This window comes from Pseudomonas sp. MD195_PC81_125 (assembly GCF_014060985.1).
GTDB classification, from domain to species: domain Bacteria; phylum Pseudomonadota; class Gammaproteobacteria; order Pseudomonadales; family Pseudomonadaceae; genus Aquipseudomonas; species Aquipseudomonas parakoreensis.
Genome location: NZ_JABULD010000718.1, coordinates 1 through 16,125, shown reverse-complemented (window position 1 = coordinate 16,125; position 16,125 = coordinate 1). Strand labels below are relative to the sequence as shown.

General features: G+C 56.3%; 15 protein-coding genes and 3 pseudogenes. 9 read left to right on the top strand and 9 right to left on the bottom strand.

The genetic code is table 11. From position 1 onward, the window contains the following. The 4 genes from merD to merT all read right to left on the bottom strand — a co-directional run. The coding region (merD, locus tag HT737_RS28400) for a mercuric resistance transcriptional repressor MerD (RefSeq protein ID WP_182404474.1) at positions 1 to 196 on the bottom strand (196 nt) is incomplete at its 3' end. A gap of 17 nt (positions 197 to 213) precedes the next feature. Continuing rightward, complete coding sequence (gene merA / locus HT737_RS28395) at positions 214 to 1,899, bottom strand: mercury(II) reductase (RefSeq protein ID WP_003156770.1); 1,686 nt, start codon at positions 1,897 to 1,899, stop codon at positions 214 to 216. Between the two features lie 71 nt (positions 1,900 to 1,970). Then, positions 1,971 to 2,246 carry a mercury resistance system periplasmic binding protein MerP gene (gene merP, locus HT737_RS28390; RefSeq protein WP_003131987.1) on the bottom strand — a complete coding sequence of 92 codons (276 nt, stop codon included), beginning with the start codon at positions 2,244 to 2,246 and terminating at the stop codon, positions 1,971 to 1,973. A gap of 12 nt (positions 2,247 to 2,258) precedes the next feature. Continuing rightward, positions 2,259 to 2,609: a mercuric ion transporter MerT gene (gene merT / locus HT737_RS28385; RefSeq protein WP_003131974.1), complete on the bottom strand. Its 351-nt coding sequence runs from the start codon at positions 2,607 to 2,609 to the stop codon at positions 2,259 to 2,261. A 71-nt stretch (positions 2,610 to 2,680) separates the two neighbouring features. Here merT and HT737_RS28380 point away from each other — a divergent pair, with 71 nt between their 5' ends. Continuing rightward, on the top strand, positions 2,681 to 3,115 hold the full coding sequence (locus tag HT737_RS28380; protein ID WP_003131969.1) for a mercury resistance transcriptional regulator MerR: 435 nt from the start codon (positions 2,681 to 2,683) through the stop codon (positions 3,113 to 3,115). Positions 3,116 to 3,230: 115 nt separating this feature from the next. Here HT737_RS28380 and HT737_RS28375 read toward each other — a convergent pair. The 4 genes and pseudogenes from HT737_RS28375 to HT737_RS28360 all read right to left on the bottom strand — a co-directional run. Beyond that, a pseudogene (locus HT737_RS28375) lies at positions 3,231 to 3,614 on the bottom strand (SdiA-regulated domain-containing protein); the annotation flags it as partial. A 44-nt stretch (positions 3,615 to 3,658) separates the two neighbouring features. Further along, complete coding sequence (locus HT737_RS28370; protein ID WP_004574007.1) at positions 3,659 to 4,018, bottom strand: TraR/DksA C4-type zinc finger protein; 360 nt, start codon at positions 4,016 to 4,018, stop codon at positions 3,659 to 3,661. Then, positions 4,018 to 4,869, bottom strand: a complete 852-nt coding sequence (locus HT737_RS28365; RefSeq protein WP_004574008.1) for a universal stress protein — start codon at positions 4,867 to 4,869, stop codon at positions 4,018 to 4,020. The genes HT737_RS28370 and HT737_RS28365 overlap by 1 nt, the downstream gene beginning before the upstream one ends. A 14-nt stretch (positions 4,870 to 4,883) precedes the next feature. Further along, positions 4,884 to 6,371 carry a SulP family inorganic anion transporter gene (locus HT737_RS28360; protein WP_004574009.1) on the bottom strand — a complete coding sequence of 496 codons (1,488 nt, stop codon included), beginning with the start codon at positions 6,369 to 6,371 and terminating at the stop codon, positions 4,884 to 4,886. Positions 6,372 to 6,816: 445 nt separating this feature from the next. Here HT737_RS28360 and HT737_RS28355 point away from each other — a divergent pair. From HT737_RS28355 to HT737_RS28320, 8 genes and pseudogenes are all read left to right on the top strand, one after another. Next, a pseudogene (locus HT737_RS28355) lies at positions 6,817 to 7,023 on the top strand (DNA polymerase V subunit UmuC); the annotation flags it as partial. 79 nt (positions 7,024 to 7,102) lie between these two features. After that, entirely contained in the window at positions 7,103 to 8,395 is a 1,293-nt protein-coding gene (locus HT737_RS28350) for a site-specific integrase (protein ID WP_182404473.1), read from the top strand. Further along, positions 8,388 to 10,124: a site-specific integrase gene (locus tag HT737_RS28345; protein ID WP_182404472.1), complete on the top strand. Its 1,737-nt coding sequence runs from the start codon at positions 8,388 to 8,390 to the stop codon at positions 10,122 to 10,124. The genes HT737_RS28350 and HT737_RS28345 overlap by 8 nt, the downstream gene beginning before the upstream one ends. Continuing rightward, positions 10,121 to 12,142 (top strand): hypothetical protein, encoded by a 2,022-nt coding sequence (locus HT737_RS32085; protein WP_306287292.1) that lies wholly within the window; start codon positions 10,121 to 10,123, stop codon positions 12,140 to 12,142. The genes HT737_RS28345 and HT737_RS32085 overlap by 4 nt, the downstream gene beginning before the upstream one ends. Further along, positions 12,132 to 12,578: a hypothetical protein gene (locus HT737_RS28335; protein ID WP_182404471.1), complete on the top strand. Its 447-nt coding sequence runs from the start codon at positions 12,132 to 12,134 to the stop codon at positions 12,576 to 12,578. The genes HT737_RS32085 and HT737_RS28335 overlap by 11 nt, the downstream gene beginning before the upstream one ends. A gap of 397 nt (positions 12,579 to 12,975) precedes the next feature. Continuing rightward, positions 12,976 to 13,920: a chromate resistance protein ChrB domain-containing protein gene (locus tag HT737_RS28330; protein WP_182404470.1), complete on the top strand. Its 945-nt coding sequence runs from the start codon at positions 12,976 to 12,978 to the stop codon at positions 13,918 to 13,920. After that, a complete protein-coding gene (gene chrA, locus HT737_RS28325; RefSeq protein ID WP_182404469.1) occupies positions 13,913 to 15,271 on the top strand; it encodes a chromate efflux transporter in 1,359 nt (452 codons plus the stop codon). The genes HT737_RS28330 and chrA overlap by 8 nt, the downstream gene beginning before the upstream one ends. 82 nt (positions 15,272 to 15,353) lie before the next feature. Continuing rightward, a pseudogene (locus HT737_RS28320) lies at positions 15,354 to 15,807 on the top strand (chromate resistance protein ChrB domain-containing protein). A 48-nt stretch (positions 15,808 to 15,855) separates the two neighbouring features. Here HT737_RS28320 and HT737_RS28315 read toward each other — a convergent pair. After that, positions 15,856 to 16,008 (bottom strand): YHYH domain-containing protein, encoded by a 153-nt coding sequence (locus tag HT737_RS28315; protein ID WP_223656464.1) that lies wholly within the window; start codon positions 16,006 to 16,008, stop codon positions 15,856 to 15,858. Positions 16,009 to 16,125: the final 117 nt, after the last annotated feature.

The following is a 16,125-nucleotide window of genomic DNA, read 5'->3' as shown; positions in this document are numbered from 1 at the left end:
GCGCGTCGAGGCCGATGCCCGCCTCGAAGGCCGCCCGCACGAAGCACAGCCGTTGCAAGGCGGCGTCATCGAACAAGCCGTAGCCGCCTGGTGTGCACGCCACCGGGCGCAGCAATCCGCGCAGCAGGTAGTCGCGCACGATATGCACGCTCACCCCGGCATCAAGAGCCAGCCGGGACACCGTGTAGGCGTTCATTGAACACCTCCTTTTTCTCACCCGGCGCAGCAGGAAAGCTGCTTCACATCCTTGTTGAAGGTCTGCGCCGCGAGCTTCAACCCCTCGACCATCGTCAGGTAGGGGAACAACTGGTCGGCCAGTTCCTGCACCGTCATGCGGTTGCGAATGGCCAGAGCCGCCGTCTGGATCAGTTCACCCGCTTCCGGCGCGACCGCCTGTACGCCGATCAGCCGATGGCTGCCTTCCTCGATAACCAACTTGATGAAGCCGCGTGTGTCGAAGTTGGCGAGCGCACGCGGCACGTTGTCCAAGGTCAAGGTGCGGCTGTCGGTCTCGATCCCGTCGTGGTGGGCTTCCGCCTCGCTGTAGCCCACGGTCGCCACTTGCGGATCGGTGAACACCACGGCCGGCATTGCGGTCAGGTCGAGCGCCGCATCGCCGCCGGTCATGTTGATCGCGGCACGGGTGCCGGCCGCTGCCGCCACATAGACGAACTGCGGCTGGTCGGTGCAGTCGCCGGCCGCGTAGATGTTCGGGTTGCTCGTGCGCATGCCTTGGTCGATGACGATGGCACCTTGCGCATTGACAGTGACCCCCGCTGCGTCCAGCGCGAGGCTGCGCGTGTTCGGTGTCCGACCGGTGGCAACCAGCAGTTTGTCGGCGCGCAATTCACCGTGCGTGGTGGTCAGCACGAATTCACCGTCCATATGGGCGACCTGGCTGGCTTGCGTGTGCTCCAGCACCTCGATGCCCTCGGCACGGAAAGCGGCTGTCACCGCCTCGCCGATGGCCGGGTCTTCACGGAAGAACAAGGTATTGCGCGCCAGGACCGTGACCTTGCTGCCCAGCCGGGCAAAGGCTTGCGCCAGCTCCAGCGCCACCACCGACGAGCCGATTACGGCAAGGCGTTCGGGAATGGTGTCGCTCGCCAGGGCCTCGGTGGAAGTCCAGTAGGGTGACTCTTTCAACCCCGGAATCGGCGGGACCGCCGGGCTGGCACCCGTGGCGACCAGGCAGCGGTCGAACATCACGACGCGCTCGCCACCCTCGTTCAAACGGACGGTAAGGCTCTGGTCGTCCTTGAAGCGCGCCTCACCGTGCACAACGGTGATGGCCGGATTACCGCCCAGGATGCCTTCGTACTTGGCGTGCCGCAGTTCGTCGACGCGGGCCTGCTGCTGGGCCAGCAGCTTACTGCGGTCAATCGTAGGCACAGTTGCCGCAATACCGCCATCGAACGGGCTTTCCCGGCGCAGATGGGCGATGTGGGCGGCGCGGATCATGATCTTGGACGGCACACAGCCGACATTGACGCAGGTGCCGCCGATGGTGCCGCGCTCGATCAGCGTGACCTGCGCGCCTTGCTCGACGGCCTTCAGCGCCGCCGCCATCGCGGCTCCACCGCTGCCAATGACCGCTACCTGCACCGGGGGCTCGTTGCCACTGTGCTTTTCGGCGGCGGCCATCCATCCCCGCACCTTGTCGAGCAGTCCGACGCGGTTGTCCGCCAGTGGCGCATCGGCTAGCGTTGCCTTGTAGCCCAGTCCGGCCACGGCGGCAGTCAGCGCGTCCGGCGATGTGCCCGGCACGATGGCGAGTTGCGCTGTGCCCTTCGGATAGGACACCAGCGCCGACTGCACGCCTGGCACTTTTTCCAGCGCTTCCTTGACGTGCGCCGCGCACGAGTCGCAAGTCATGCCGGTGATTTTTAGATGGGTCATGCAACAGATCCTTTATCGTTTGTGGCGCCAGACAATGACGTCCGTTGTGCTGCGGTGCCGTTTTCAGTGACTCACTGCTTGACGCTGGACGGATAGCCCGCGTCTGCGGTTGCCTTGGTCAGCTTCTGCACGCTGGTCTTGGCATCGTCGAAGGTGACGACCGCTTGGCGTGTCTCGAAAGTCACGTCAACTTTGCTGACGCCTTCGACCTTGGAAATCGCCTTCTTGACAGTGATCGGGCAGGCGGAGCAGGTCATGCCCGGTACGGACAGCGTGACGGTCTGGGTGGCGGCCCAGACGGGGGCAACAACGGCGGCGAGGGCGAGGGAGGCAAACAGTTTCTTCATGGTGAACTCCGATCAGTAGAAAAATGGCATGACGTAGGGAAATCCGAGCGCGACCAGAACCAGCGCGGCCACGATCCAGAAAATGAGCTTGTAAGTAGCTCGCACTTGGGGAATCGCGCAGACCTCACCCGGTTTGCAGGCCGCTGCCTGCCGGTAGATGCGCCGCCAGGCGAAGAACAACGCCACCAGCGCCACGCCGATAAAGATGGGGCGATAGGGTTCCAACACCGCCAAGTTGCCGATCCAAGCGCCGCTGAACCCCAAGGCGATCAGAACCAACGGCCCGAGGCAGCAAGCCGAGGCGAGGATGGCGGCAAGCCCTCCAGTGAAGAGCGCGCCGCGCCCGGTTTTTGGTTCAGACATGCGCTTGTCCTTTCGAATTGAAATTGGATAGCGTAACCTTACTTCCGTACTCATGTACGGAGTCAAGCGATATGGAAAACAATTTGGAGAACCTGACCATTGGCGTTTTCGCCAAGGCGGCCGGGGTCAATGTGGAGACCATCCGTTTCTATCAGCGCAAGGGCTTGTTGCTGGAGCCTGACAAGCCCTATGGCAGCATCCGCCGCTATGGCGAGGCGGATGTAACGCGGGTGCGCTTCGTGAAATCAGCCCAGCGGCTGGGCTTCAGCCTGGATGAGATCGCCGAGCTGCTGCGGCTGGAGGATGGCACCCATTGCGAGGAAGCCAGCAGTCTGGCCGAGCACAAGCTCAAGGACGTGCGCGAGAAAATGGCTGACCTGGCGCGCATGGAGGCCGTGCTGTCTGAGTTGGTGTGCGCCTGCCATGCGCGAAGGGGGAACGTTTCCTGCCCGCTGATCGCGTCACTACAGGGTGGAGCAAGCTTGGCAGGTTCGGCTATGCCTTAGCGTGCTTTATTTTCCGTTTTCTGAGACGACCCCTTAGAAAGCCTAGTCAAAGAGCTGTCACGAGAACACCGTTAGCTTAGCGTACGATTTTTTCCGAATTCTGCGGTTCCCCCTAGGACACAGCTTCCACATCGTGGAAGCCATCCAGGTTGTAACGCCTTTCCACATCACCGTCACGACTAAGGGCCAATAGTTCGTTTGGGCCGTTGGTGACCGCCCACAGCAGGTTTAGGTCAGGGTCAAAGGTCAGACCCGAAAGATTGCTGTCCACACCGGAAACCGCCTTAGCATCCAGTTCAACCCGATAGCCAGGCAGCCACACAGAGCGCTCCTGCCAATCGTCGGTGTGCCAGCTGGTCTTGATCCAGAAGTACAAACGATCATCAAGGTGATGGGTGCGGACTTGGAATACGGTAAGCAATACAAGGCACAGCAGTGCCCACATCCAGGCGCTTGTTTTCCGTGTTCGGCCCAGCCAGTTTTTTGCCAACAAATACATAGAAATCTCGTTAATTGGGGCTGACGCCACGAATCGTGACGATTTCAACCCGACTCAGTGCGACTCGCACAGGTGATGCACAGCAGCGTGGCCGGATCAAATTCCAGGCGGCCCGAGGCGATCAACTCGCCGCATTGGTTACACCAGCCATACTCACCCTCGTGCCAACGCTTGAGGGCCAGTTGGAGGCGGACGCGTTCATGCTGCGCCCGACTGCGGATGGCATCGTTCATTGCTTGCTGCTGGAGTGCATCCATCCTCGACAAACGCCCTACCTTGCTTTGATCCAGCTCTACCGATTGCGAGCGAGACTCAGCGTCTTCCAGCAATCGATCCAGCTCGGCAGCCCGCTGTTCCAGCAGGGTCTTGAAATGGGCAAGATCGAGGGCGTCGTCCATGGCCATTAGCGCAGCAGTAACAGCGGACTGATGGTGGTGCGGAGCATGCTGGTCGTGGTGCTACCGACCAGGAACTGCCGGATACGGGAATGGCCATAGGCCCCCATCACCAGCAGATCAATGCCATGCTCTTTCTGATAGGCGTGCAGGGTAGGCTCTATCTCACCGCTCCGGGTCTCGGCACGAACAGTGAAGCCGGCGTTGATCAGCACTTTCTGCGCCCAGTCCAGCTGTGCAGATGCTTCATCGCTTACGGGGCCAACCATGACCAGGTGGATCGGCAACCCCTTCAGCAGCGGGCTGGCTGCCAGCATCTCCACACCCTTGCGGGTAGTAGCGCCGCCATCGAATGCCAGCATCGCGCTCTTGGGCTTTTGGAAGCTGGCCGGGGTAACCAGGATTGGCCGGTGCATGATACGAATCACGCTCTCCAGCTGGCTTCCGACCTGCTGACTCAGATTGCCACTAGACTCGCCCTGGCGACCGATGACCAGCAGGCGCGTTTCGGTTTGCAGCTCTTGCAGGCTTTCCAGCAGATCGCCATGACGTTGCTTGGACTCCGGCGCGGCCACGCCATCCTTAATGGCCCGCTCTTTCGCGGCCGCAAGCATGATCCGCCCTTGCTCAAGGGCCAACTTGCCGCGCTGTTCATCCAGGGAAGCAAGCTCATCAAGCAGATGCTCGCGGCTGCCAAGGCCGATATTGCCACTCAAGTCGGCCGCAACTGGGTACTGGCGCTGATCCAACACATGCAAGAAGGTCAGCGGGGCTTCCAGGCTCAGACTGGCCCAGGCTGCGTAGTCGCACACAGCTGGAGCCGAGGTGGAACCGTCGATACAGGCAATTACTTGGGTCATCGTTGTTCTCCTTCTCAGTGGCCCATGAGTTGATCAATGGCGTCGGGTTTATCGTGAACACCAAAGCGATCCACGATAGTGGCGCTTGCTTCGTTGAGACCCAGCACTTCAACTTCGGTGCCTTCGCGGCGGAACTTGATAACCACCTTGTCCAGGGCTGCAACAGCGGTGATATCCCAGAAGTGGGCGCGATTCAGGTCGATGGTTACCTTGTTCAGGGCTTCCTTGAAGTCGAAGGCCGCGACGAACTTGTCTGCCGAGCTGAAGAACACCTGGCCGGTGACGTTATAGCTACGATGCTCGCCGGCTTCGTCCAGCAAAGAGCTGATTGCCATGTAATGGCCAACCTTGTTGGCGAAGAACATCGCGGCCAGCAGCACGCCGGCCAGCACGCCGAAGGCCAGGTTGTGGGTGGCGACCACGACCACCACGGTGACGACCATGACAATGTTGGTCGACAACGGGTGCTTCTTCAGGTTGCGCAGCGAATCCCAACTGAAGGTGCCGATGGATACCATGATCATTACGGCTACCAGAGCAGCCATTGGGATCTGCTTCAGCCAATCGCCGAGGAATACCACCATCAGCAGCAGGAATACGCCTGCTGCCAGGGACGACAGGCGAGAGCGACCGCCGGATTTCACGTTGATGATCGACTGACCAATCATCGCGCAGCCGGCCATACCGCCGATCAGACCCGAAGCAATGTTGGCCACGCCCTGGCCCTTGCACTCGCGGTTCTTGTCACTAGGGGTGTCGGTCAGGTCGTCAACAATGGTCGCGGTCATCATCGACTCCAGCAGACCGACCACGGCCAGTGCTGCCGAGTAAGGGAAGATGATGGCCAACGTCTCGAACGTCAGCGGCACGTCAGGCCAGAGAAAGATTGGCAGCGTATCCGGCAGTTGACCCATATCACCGACCGTGCGGATATCCAGCCCAACCGACATGGCAACGGCGGTCAGCACGATGATGCACACCAGCGGCGATGGGATGAGCTTGCCGATCTTCGGGACATAGGGGAACAGATAAATGATGCCGAGGCCTGCGGCTGTCATGGCGTAGACGTGCCAGGTGACATTGGTCAGCTCGGGCAGCTGAGCCATGAAGATCAGGATCGCCAGCGCATTGACGAAGCCGGTCACCACCGAGCGCGAAACGAAGCGCATCAGCGAGCCGAGCTTCAGGTAGCCAGCACCAATTTGCAACACGCCACACAGCAGCGTGGCGGCCAGCAGATATTCAAGACCATGGTTCTTGACCAGGGTCACCATCAGCAGTGCCATGGCCCCTGTCGCGGCTGAAATCATGCCTGGGCGGCCACCGACAAAGGCGATCACTACGGCGATACAGAATGAGGCGTAGAGACCAACTTTGGGGTCGACGCCCGCAATGATAGAGAAAGCGATGGCTTCAGGGATCAGCGCAAGTGCGACGACGATCCCCGCGAGCACGTCGCCACGGACGTTGGAAAACCACGTTTGTTTGAGTGTTTGTAGCATCAGAATATCCAAAGCAATGCACCGCACGCATGCCAGGAAATGGCGAGCGCGTCGATACGAATTCAAATTGTGAGGATTATTTTGCTGTGCGCTTTGGGTGTAAGAACCGGGCGTACAGCAGTACGCAGCCGCGAGCGAAACTGGCGGAGGCGAGGTGTTGCGAGGGGGCGTAGCGCTAAGGCGGCGTAGGCTGCCAGTAGAGCGTTTGGAGTACAGTCATGCTGGTGTTCCTGTAGCTCAAGGGGTATGCGGAGCCAAAAGTATACAGTGAAGCTATCGTCGATTGCGATCCGCCGCCCTGCTTTGCGAAGCCACGTCTGAAATAGGCTTAGTCGAGGAGTATCGCCATCAGGAACGAAGGAAAATAATCAAAAAATGTTAGTGGGTTAATTCCCTTATAAATCAATATCTTACAACAAACTAACTGTTAGGATCATTCAGATATAACGATGGTTGCGTCATCGCCCGCAGCTATGACGCGAAACCCTTCGTAAAAATGGGCGCCCCGTACTTTCAAATCAAAGACGTGTTGCGCCAACACGGCGTTCAGGTGTTCAGCAGCAACTATGCGTTGTATGGCGACATGAGCGAGCGGGTGATGACAATCATCGAGTCCATGGTGCCCGCCGTGGAGGTCTACAGCATTGATAAGAATAAGTTGCATACTGTGGACGCCCAAAGTTAGATGGCGTCCCCATGGACATTGATGCTTGTTCTTATAGAGATTTCACTTGCCTACCGTCGAACACATTCACTTCAGTCCGCATGACCTTTCTGTCCAAGACCGCCTGATTACCTACTCGCTGAATAGCTCCCGTGTAGTGATCGAAGGACTACCACAAATATTCTGGGAAGACGGCTTGCCCTGGAGAGAAGCCAATCTCTGGGCTATGGAGAGAGTCACCAATGGTGAGGCACTCCTTAAGACCGTTTCTAGCAACCTGAACGGGCTGTTGAACTACGCGAAGTTTTTGGAGAGTCGCGGGCTTCAGTGGTTTGAGTTTCCGTCTCGAAAGGCTGATCGATGTCTTGTTCAGTACCGTGGGGCGCTTATCAAGGCTCGTGATGCTGGTCATATCAGTCCTGCCACGGCTTCCGAGTACATGCGTAACTGCATCAGTTTCTACAGGTGGGTCAGGAGGCGTGGCCTTCTAAACCCGCTATTGCCGTTGTGGAAAGACAAGCGCTATTTCATCAAATACTTTGACCAGGTCGGCTTCGAGCGAACGCTAGCTGGCACCACCACCGATCTGGGTATTCCAAACCGAAAACGCATTGGGGTCACTTTGGAAGGTGGGCTACTTCCTGTGTCAGCGGTTGATCGAGACGCCATTCTTGATTTCGCAAAACAGAGCGCCTCACCCGAGCTTTATCTGATGTTGGCTCTAGGTTTCTTTACGGGTATGCGACTGGGAACGATCTGTGACCTTCGTATCGATACGTTGGAGCGTGCCATACATGACCCGTCTGCTGAAGGTCTGCTTCTGATATCCGTAGGGCCAGGTGCGTCCCCGCCCGTGCATACCAAATTTGCAGTAACTGGCCAGGTATGGATTCCCGAAGCTTTGTGTTCAGAAGTCTTGGAGTATGCCAAGGGTCTTCGCAGGTTGACTCGCGAGGCATCTGCTGCTGGCGAGCATCAAGACTTAGTGTTCTTGACACGTTTCGGAAACCCTTTCGGACGTCGCAACAGTGATCAGTCTTCGGCCATAAACGTTGAGATGTCATCGCTTAGAAAACTAGGCATCGCGTCGGGCATCAAAGCGCTCAGGAAGTTTCGCTTCCACCAATCCCGATGCACCTTTGGAACTGAGTTAGCTAGGCTGGCTTTAGCAAATTGCACTGATGTGGCGATAGTGATTGCGACTGTCAGCAATGCATTGCTTCACGGTCGAAATTCGGAGGCTACCACCTTCAAATACATCAAATTTGTGCAAGCTGCGCCCGCTAAGCAGGCCATTGCGAACAGCTTCATGACTGCGTTTATAGGGATTGCGTCGATGCAGGGAGCAAGCAATGAATAATCTGACGTTTTCAGACCTAACGTTTCCAATGCTTGAGTACGCGAAAAATGAGACGCCCTGGGATCTAGCACCACTTTTATACAGCGGTGGTGCTAAGGCAAAAGTGAAGACTGTACGCAGTGAAATCACATCAGGTGCTTTGAGTGATCCTTTGCTGGAGCGGGTAGAGCTTGTGAAGGGGCTCCATGACTGTTTGACCGACGACCTTGTCGGCGGGGGGAGCCGCTTTTCGGCAAATAACAAGATTGGTGCGTTGAGGAAGTTTTTTCAGTGGGTGGATCAGTGCGAGCGTCCGTTGAGCATTGATACGGTCGCGGAGGAATACCTGGGGTGGGCTGAACATCTTCTACAGCGTCATCGCGTGGAAGGATATCTAACTGCCGGATCATTATACGACGCGGCAAGTTTAACCGCGACGATGCTCGACCGAGTTCTAGGCCGAAGCTCGACGCTTCTGTACAGCACCCGAATTCGCAAGCCTAGAGGCAACGGAAAGGCCAGTAATGGGGGCGCTGATAAGCAAAGTTTAGAAGAGAGCTTTTCATTCGGGCAGTTCATTGCCGACGTCTGTACGTCCCTTACCTATGAGGCTGTGACGGGGCCACTTCCCATCCACGTGGAGTTGCGGTCGGGTTCGACGCTACCTATCTGGTGCGGCCTGCGCGATACAGAGAGGGAAGCGTCACGACGGATTCGACCTCAAACCAAATTCCAGATTGCGGCCATCCTTAGAAACCGCGAACTTCGGAACGCTGACGTTTCAATCGAGACTCGATACCCGGCAGTGAATCTGCGAATCGAAGCCGAGCTGCTCATGTTCATCGCACAAACCGGCATGAATTTGTCGCAGGCGCATCAGCTTCGTATCGACCAATACCATTACACGAGTCATTTTGATGGTTACCAAGTGAGGTCTTACAAAAATCGCCGTCAGGGTGAAGTGCTGTTTGACGTTTTCTCAAGCTACAAGCAGTGGTTCGAACGCTACATTGAGTGGCGTAACACGTGGTTTCCAGACGATCTAGAGGGACTTCTTTTCCCTCTCGTCCGCCCTGGGGGACGTCTCGTTTTAGAAGCTCCTCAGTTCACGGCTATCGCGCGCGCCTGCACCGATTCCAGTGTTCGATTCGTTCGACCCCGTAAGCTCCGGGGTGCGCGTATTAATTGGCTGCTACGTGAGTCGCAACGGCCGGAACTGGTGGCGGAAATCGCACAGCATACCGCTGAAACTTTGATTCGTGTGTACGCCGAGCCCAATCCGCAAATTGCGATGATTGAAATCACTCGATTTCACCGGCAAGCAGATCCCGTCGTTTGCTCACCTGCTCCAGGTACTTGTGTGGCGCCGATACCAGAATCGGTCGTGGATGCTCCGACTAATGCTCCTGATCCCGATTGTATCAACGCTGCGGGTTGCCTTTTCTGTGTCAATCATCGGGATATTGAAAGCGAGGATCACGTCTGGTCTCTGAGTAGTTTGCGAGTGCTCAAGAGCTTGGAGCTAGTTAGATATCGCCCAGCTTGCACGGATAGATCTGACGAGACTGACCATCCAGCGATGCTTGCGGTCGAGCGTCTGAGCGCGAAGTTACGGTTCTTTCAAGAGAGTAGCGAGGTACGTCGGCTTTGGGTGGAAGAGGCATTCGCACGCATAGCTGAGGAAGACTATCACCCAGCTTGGGATGGATTTATTCGGCTTGCGGAAGTTACAGCGGGGGCTTCCCTATGAATATGCTCACGACGTTGGGGCTTTCTATCGAGTCGCCTCTCGCCGTTCCTGGGGCATCGAATTACCGTCCAGAGAGCTGGCCTCCGCCACCTGATTGGCCGGTCGTAATTGATGCACAGGGCAAAGTAATAAGCCGTTGGGGCGATCCAATTTGGAGGCTTGATCCATGGGCCAAGAAGGCACTGACGCTGAATTTTGGTGATGGGCCAGTTAAAAAATCAGCGGCGCCAATTAGCTCAAAGAACGCAAATTTACTTCGAATCATCACTGGCTGGTGGCTATACGGGCCGTATGGCGCTCGTGGCTACAGATCCCTTAAAACGCGTTTCGATCAGATGCGGCGGCTGTTTGTTCTTTGCGAAGAGGCAGGAATACTTGCCAGCGAATTAAGCCACTTTCCACGCGTATGCGAACGGATCCCTGCCTTTCTTCATACCTCAAGAAAAACCGAGTTTCTGTCGTTAATGCATGAGCTTTACGCGTCCCGTAGTGCCGTAGGATTTACGTTGCTGGATTCAGGCTCCCTAACCCGTCTGGCTGCGCTTTTTCCAACTCACCATACAGCTCAAACACCTTACATTCCTCCACGTATTTGGCGCTATCAAGTTACTAGGCTGCGAGAGTGCCTTGATGATTTCCTATCCCATCGAGAACAGGTTGAAGCTTGTTACCGGTTCTGCTTCGCGGCTTACGAACATAACCAGAGGGTTTCGGAGAGAACAGCGTGCGTAAACGCCCCGCCTTTTTGCGGCCATAAGATGCAATTATCAGGCGCTAAAACGGGGCTTCGTTTTCTTGGCGCGTTTGCGGAAACCGCGAAACGCTTCGGCGTCTTTGAGCTACTTGAACGTTGGGTAGGGCGCAGTGGTGACTTGCAAGTAAGAGCGCTGACTAGCTATCTGAAACTGGTCAATGGCGCGGGATTGGCTTACATCCTTAACTTCAGTCTCATGCGGGTTGAGGAAGCATGGAATCTTCGAGCCGGGTGCCTTGACATCGAGCACGACAAGAGTTTCGGCGACATTTTTTTGTTACGTGGGCAGACGACAAAAACGCTCTCTGATAGGGACGCCGTTTGGGTCACATCCCCATCTGTGGCGGTCGCCGTGAAGGCGATGGAGGTTATTTCTCTATTTCGCTCACTCCACGCACCTCACGAAGCCGCGAGAGTTCTCGCCGGGCGTTACTTGACCGATTTTTCTTACGAGCCCTGGAGTTCGTTGCGCAATAAAGGTAATCACTCACTGAGGCCGAGCATCCAGTCATATTCCGACCTTTTGGGGGAGTATGGGAAGCTCTTTGACTTAGAACGTTTGCGTATCACGCCTGAGGATTTGAAATTGGCCCGGCTAGCTACCCCTTCATTGCCGGAGGAGTATCAAGTGGGCGATGTATGGCCGTTGGCTTGGCATCAGTTGCGTAGAACTGGGGCAGTGAACATGCAAGCTTCCGGGCTCGTAAGTGATGCTTCGCTTCAGTACCAGCTCAAGCACGTCACACGAGCGATGAGCCTTTACTACGGACAAAATCACTCGCGGGTGCGTCTAGAGGAGAAGGCTCACACTCTGTACGTTCGCACAATGTACGAGACGCTTGGAAGAGAATTACAGCAGCTTACGAGTGAGCGTTTTGTCAGTCCCCATGGAGACAAACGAAAGGCTGAGATCGTTCGGCTGATTTCGCCAGAGGATGCGAAGAAGATGATTGGTTTGGCAAAGAAAGGCGCGGTCGCCTGTCGCCCGATAATTCTTGGCGTTTGTTCGAGTCGCGAGCCTTGTCCGTACGGCGGAATTGACAACATTGCCCGTTGCGGGGGTGGTGATTCAGTGGATGCAAAACCTTGCCCTGATGTGTTGTATGACTCAGAACGATTGGGTGCGGTAGATGATTTTGAACATGTACTCAAAGAGCGGCTTGCTACTGCTCAGGGAGGGAGTCCGCTAATGGAATCGTTGATGGCTCAAAAGCGAAGCGTAGAGAGCTTTCGCCGTGTCGTAGGAAGCGCAAATGGACGTTGAACTCCCTGCTCGCCGAAGCGCGGCTGATCAATATCGTGATGCTTTTGAGCGTCTGAAACTCAATAAGCCACAGCTTCTACCAAAGGGGACACCGGTCACTCAGAACAACGTGGCCAAAGAGGCCGGGAGCGATCCGTCAGCGCTTAAGAAATCTCGTTTCCCGAGTCTCATCGCAGAGATAAAAACCTACGTGGAACAACATGCGGAGAAGCGACCTCCTTCGTTGAACCAGGTAAATCATCTTGCCCGTCAGAAAAGCCGCGCCTTGCGGGATCGGATTGAGCAGGTTGCTCGACAGCGCGACCAGCTAGCAAGTTTACTGAGCGAGGCGGATGCGAAAATCATAGAGCTGTATGACCGTATTGCTGAGCTTGAGCGACAGTTACCTGCGTCCAACATACTATCGTTGGATCCACGCGGGCCCAGAAAGCTTTGAGATAACAGCGCGTGTGCAGCTAGTCGCCTGGTGTAGGCGACTGCCTATTCCGACCACTCTGCTGCTCAACCTTGATGCTGCGAGCCGGAAAGAGAAGAGCGCTCTGCTAGATTGAGGCATCTCAGCCGGCAGCTCCGGGCTAGATGCTTCCTGCCTAGTGGCTGCGATCCGCTGATGGAAACAGGCAGCTATCGGTCAAAATCAGATACTCCCCCCTTAAACCATCACATACGATCACCACTGAAACGAAAACACCTCTGATAGCTCCCACATCGCACCACACCTGCGACGATCCACCAGCCTCTATCTGCGCACTTCTAATTCTGAAGGAGAGCTTTCCTACGGCCAAAATTAGTATTAAGGTAACGTAAACTACATAATAAGTAGAATTCACTACATGAAAAACTGGTTGATTTTGATTCTCGGTCTGCCGACCGCCAATGCCACCGAACGCATGCGAGCTTGGCGCGCTTTGAAAGCCAGCGGCGCGGCAGTCATACGCGATGGCGCCTACTTATTGCCGTATAGCGGTGTCTGTCGTGAAGTGCTTGCGTCTGTCGAACGTGACATTCTGGCGATCAACGGCACCGCCTATGTCCTGCCTGTCGTCGACCCTGACGGTGAACGCTTTATCGAGTTGTTCGACCGTAGCGATGACTACGGCAAGCTTGGTGTAGAGATCGAAGAATGCCGTGGACAGTTGAATGCTGAAAATGCGCTGGCGACGACCAAGCAAATTCGTAAGCTGCGCAAAGCCTACGATCAGATAGCCAACATCGATTACTTTCCAGGTAAGCCGAAGCAGCAGATTGATTCGGCTTTGCAGGAGTTGGAGACGGCAGTCAGCAGAGCCCTGTCTCCGGATGAGCCGCACAGCAGTAACCAACCAATAACGGCACTCAATCTTGGCGAATATCAGGGGCGTATCTGGGCAACACGCAAGCGTCCTTGGGTCGACCGCCTGGCATGTGCCTGGCTGATTCGTCGCTTCATTGACCCGAAAGCTCAGATTCTCTGGTTGAACACTCCACAGGACTGTCCGGTAGATGCGTTGGGTTTTGACTTCGATGACGCCGCCTTCAGCCATGTCGGTAACCGCGTCACCTTCGAAACCCTTCAGGCCAGTTTTCAAATCCAAAAACCAGGTCTGGGGCGCATTGCTGCCCTGGTGCATTACCTCGATGTCGGCGGTATTCAGCCGGTGGAGGCTGCTGGCATTGAGCGGGTGCTGGCAGGGCTGCGCGAAACCATTACCGACGACGATGATTTGCTGGCTGCTGCGAGCGCTATTTTCGACGGCCTGCTCGCCGGGTTCGTGAAAGAGGAGCAACCCAATGAGTAAGGTATTGGCACCAGTGATTGAAGAAGAGCTGTCGAGACCGGAAGCAATCAGTTTGCGTGAGGCGTTCTGGTTCTGGTTGAAGCTCGGCTTCATCAGCTTCGGCGGGCCTGCGGGTCAGATCTCGATCATGCACCAGGAATTGGTGGAGCGCCGGCGTTGGATATCCGAGCGCAGGTTTCTGCATGCCCTCAATTACTGCATGTTGTTGCCTGGGCCAGAGGCGCAGCAGTTGGCCACCTATATTGGCTGGCTGATGCATCGAACGTGGGGAGGCGTTATCGCGGGTGCGCTGTTTGTGCTGCCCTCTCTATTTATCCTGATCGCGCTGTCATGGATGTACATCGCCTTCGGCGAAGTGCCTGTGGTGGCAGGGCTCTTCTATGGCATCAAGCCTGCCGTGACCGCCATCGTCGTGCAGGCGGCACATAGAATCGGCTCTCGGGCTTTGAAGAACAATTGGCTATGGGCGATAGCGGCGGCTTCATTCACCGCAATCTTCGCATTCAATGTTCCGTTCCCGTTGATCGTTCTGGGTGCTGCATTAATCGGTTATGTCGGTGGACGCTTGGCACCCGAGAAATTCAGAGCCGGGGGCCATAGCGCCGCCAAGAAATCCTTTGGCCCGGCCTTAATCGATGATGACACTCCGTCCCCGGAGCATGCCCGGTTCAGTTGGTTGAAGTTGGCATGGCTTGCACTGATAGGTGCCGTGCTATGGGCATTGCCGATGGGGATTTTGACCGCATTATTTGGCTGGGAAGGCACCTTGACCCAGATGGGCTGGTTCTTTACCAAGGCGGCGCTTTTGACGTTTGGCGGGGCCTACGCGGTGCTGCCGTATGTGTATCAAGGCGCAGTCGGTCACTATGGCTGGCTGACCCCGACACAGATGATCGACGGGCTTGCGCTAGGGGAAACCACGCCAGGGCCACTGATCATGGTGGTGGCCTTCGTCGGCTTCGTCGGGGCCTATGTATCGCAAGTGTTCGGGGCTGATCAGGTGTTTTTGGCCGGAGCCGTCGCCGCCGCACTGGTAACCTGGTTCACCTTCTTGCCTTCATTTTTGTTCATCCTCGCGGGTGGCCCGCTGGTGGAGTCGACTCATAACGAACTCAAGTTCACCGCACCGCTGACTGCCATCACCGCCGCCGTAGTTGGGGTGATCCTCAATCTGGCGTGTTTCTTCGGCTATCACGTGCTTTGGCCGAGAGGCTTCAGCGGAAGCCTCGACTGGCCCTCTGCACTGATCGCCATTGCAGCGGCGATTGCCTTGTTCCGCTTCAAGCGAGGCGTCATCCAGGTGCTGATGGCCTGCGCGCTCGTCGGTTTGGCAGCGCATCTGCTGCGCTAGATCGCACGAGTGGATTAACAGTCTTGGCGAGCACTGGGCTCGCCAGATCACCCAGCCTACCGAGCTAGGCAGGAGGTGTTTCATGAGGTGGATTACCCGTGAACGACCCAAGATCGACCGCATCGCCTGTCCCTGGCTGATCGTTCGCTTCATCGATCCGCAGCCCGAGTTTTTTATACGTGCGCAGTGGTGACGTGCTGCGTTTAGCGGCGGAGAAAGACGCTGCACCTTACGACATTCCCGGCGTAGAACTGACACATGAGGGCGAGCTGTGCAGCTTCGATGCGTTTCTGAAAAAGTACAAGCTCAACGAGCCCGCTTTACAGCAATTAGCCAAAATTGTTCGGGGAGCAGATACGTCTCGCCTGGAGCTAACACCGCAGTCGGCTGGGCTGTACGCAATATCACTTGGACTGTCGAAGCGTTTTTCAGACGACCACGAGATGCTGTCACACGGTCTGGTCATGTACGACGCGCTCTATGCCTGGTGCAAGGAATGCCAAGGCGAATCGCATAACTGGCCTCCTCAGATGTAAAGAGACCAATTCACACTGAAGCCCAGCCTAGCGCTGGGCTTTATTCATTTAGTGGCAGTGGTAGTCGTTCGTTTTATGGTTGCGATGGCAACCTTTTGAGTCAGTACCGCCGCTGTGCGCGAAGGCAGCAACGGACGTAATGGAAAGTAAAGCGGCGATTAAGATGGCGGACAGTTTCATCAGGGCTTGCTCCTTGCTCATGTTTTTATATCCGTGAGATGTCTCACGCTCCGCAGCGTATGGCTAATTGCCTTCACTGAGCAAGCATTTCCCGACTGTTTCCCAGGCTTTCGATGAAAGGCTCATCGCCTATTTCTT

What these genes read in the sequence shown, in the direction of transcription:
- merA (WP_003156770.1), bottom strand. Translation starts at nt 1,899, where the DNA reads ATGACCCATCTAAAAATCACCGGCATGACTTGCGACTCGTGCGCGGCG.
- merP (WP_003131987.1), bottom strand. Translation starts at nt 2,246, where the DNA reads ATGAAGAAACTGTTTGCCTCCCTCGCCCTCGCCGCCGTTGTTGCCCCC.
- merT (WP_003131974.1), bottom strand. Translation starts at nt 2,609, where the DNA reads ATGTCTGAACCAAAAACCGGGCGCGGCGCGCTCTTCACTGGAGGGCTT.
- HT737_RS28380 (WP_003131969.1), top strand. Translation starts at nt 2,681, where the DNA reads ATGGAAAACAATTTGGAGAACCTGACCATTGGCGTTTTCGCCAAGGCG.
- HT737_RS28370 (WP_004574007.1), bottom strand. Translation starts at nt 4,018, where the DNA reads ATGGCCATGGACGACGCCCTCGATCTTGCCCATTTCAAGACCCTGCTG.
- HT737_RS28365 (WP_004574008.1), bottom strand. Translation starts at nt 4,869, where the DNA reads ATGACCCAAGTAATTGCCTGTATCGACGGTTCCACCTCGGCTCCAGCT.
- HT737_RS28360 (WP_004574009.1), bottom strand. Translation starts at nt 6,371, where the DNA reads ATGCTACAAACACTCAAACAAACGTGGTTTTCCAACGTCCGTGGCGAC.
- HT737_RS28345 (WP_182404472.1), top strand. Translation starts at nt 8,388, where the DNA reads ATGAATAATCTGACGTTTTCAGACCTAACGTTTCCAATGCTTGAGTAC.
- HT737_RS32085 (WP_306287292.1), top strand. Translation starts at nt 10,121, where the DNA reads ATGAATATGCTCACGACGTTGGGGCTTTCTATCGAGTCGCCTCTCGCC.
- HT737_RS28335 (WP_182404471.1), top strand. Translation starts at nt 12,132, where the DNA reads ATGGACGTTGAACTCCCTGCTCGCCGAAGCGCGGCTGATCAATATCGT.
- HT737_RS28330 (WP_182404470.1), top strand. Translation starts at nt 12,976, where the DNA reads ATGAAAAACTGGTTGATTTTGATTCTCGGTCTGCCGACCGCCAATGCC.
- chrA (WP_182404469.1), top strand. Translation starts at nt 13,913, where the DNA reads ATGAGTAAGGTATTGGCACCAGTGATTGAAGAAGAGCTGTCGAGACCG.
- HT737_RS28315 (WP_223656464.1), bottom strand. Translation starts at nt 16,008, where the DNA reads ATGAGCAAGGAGCAAGCCCTGATGAAACTGTCCGCCATCTTAATCGCC.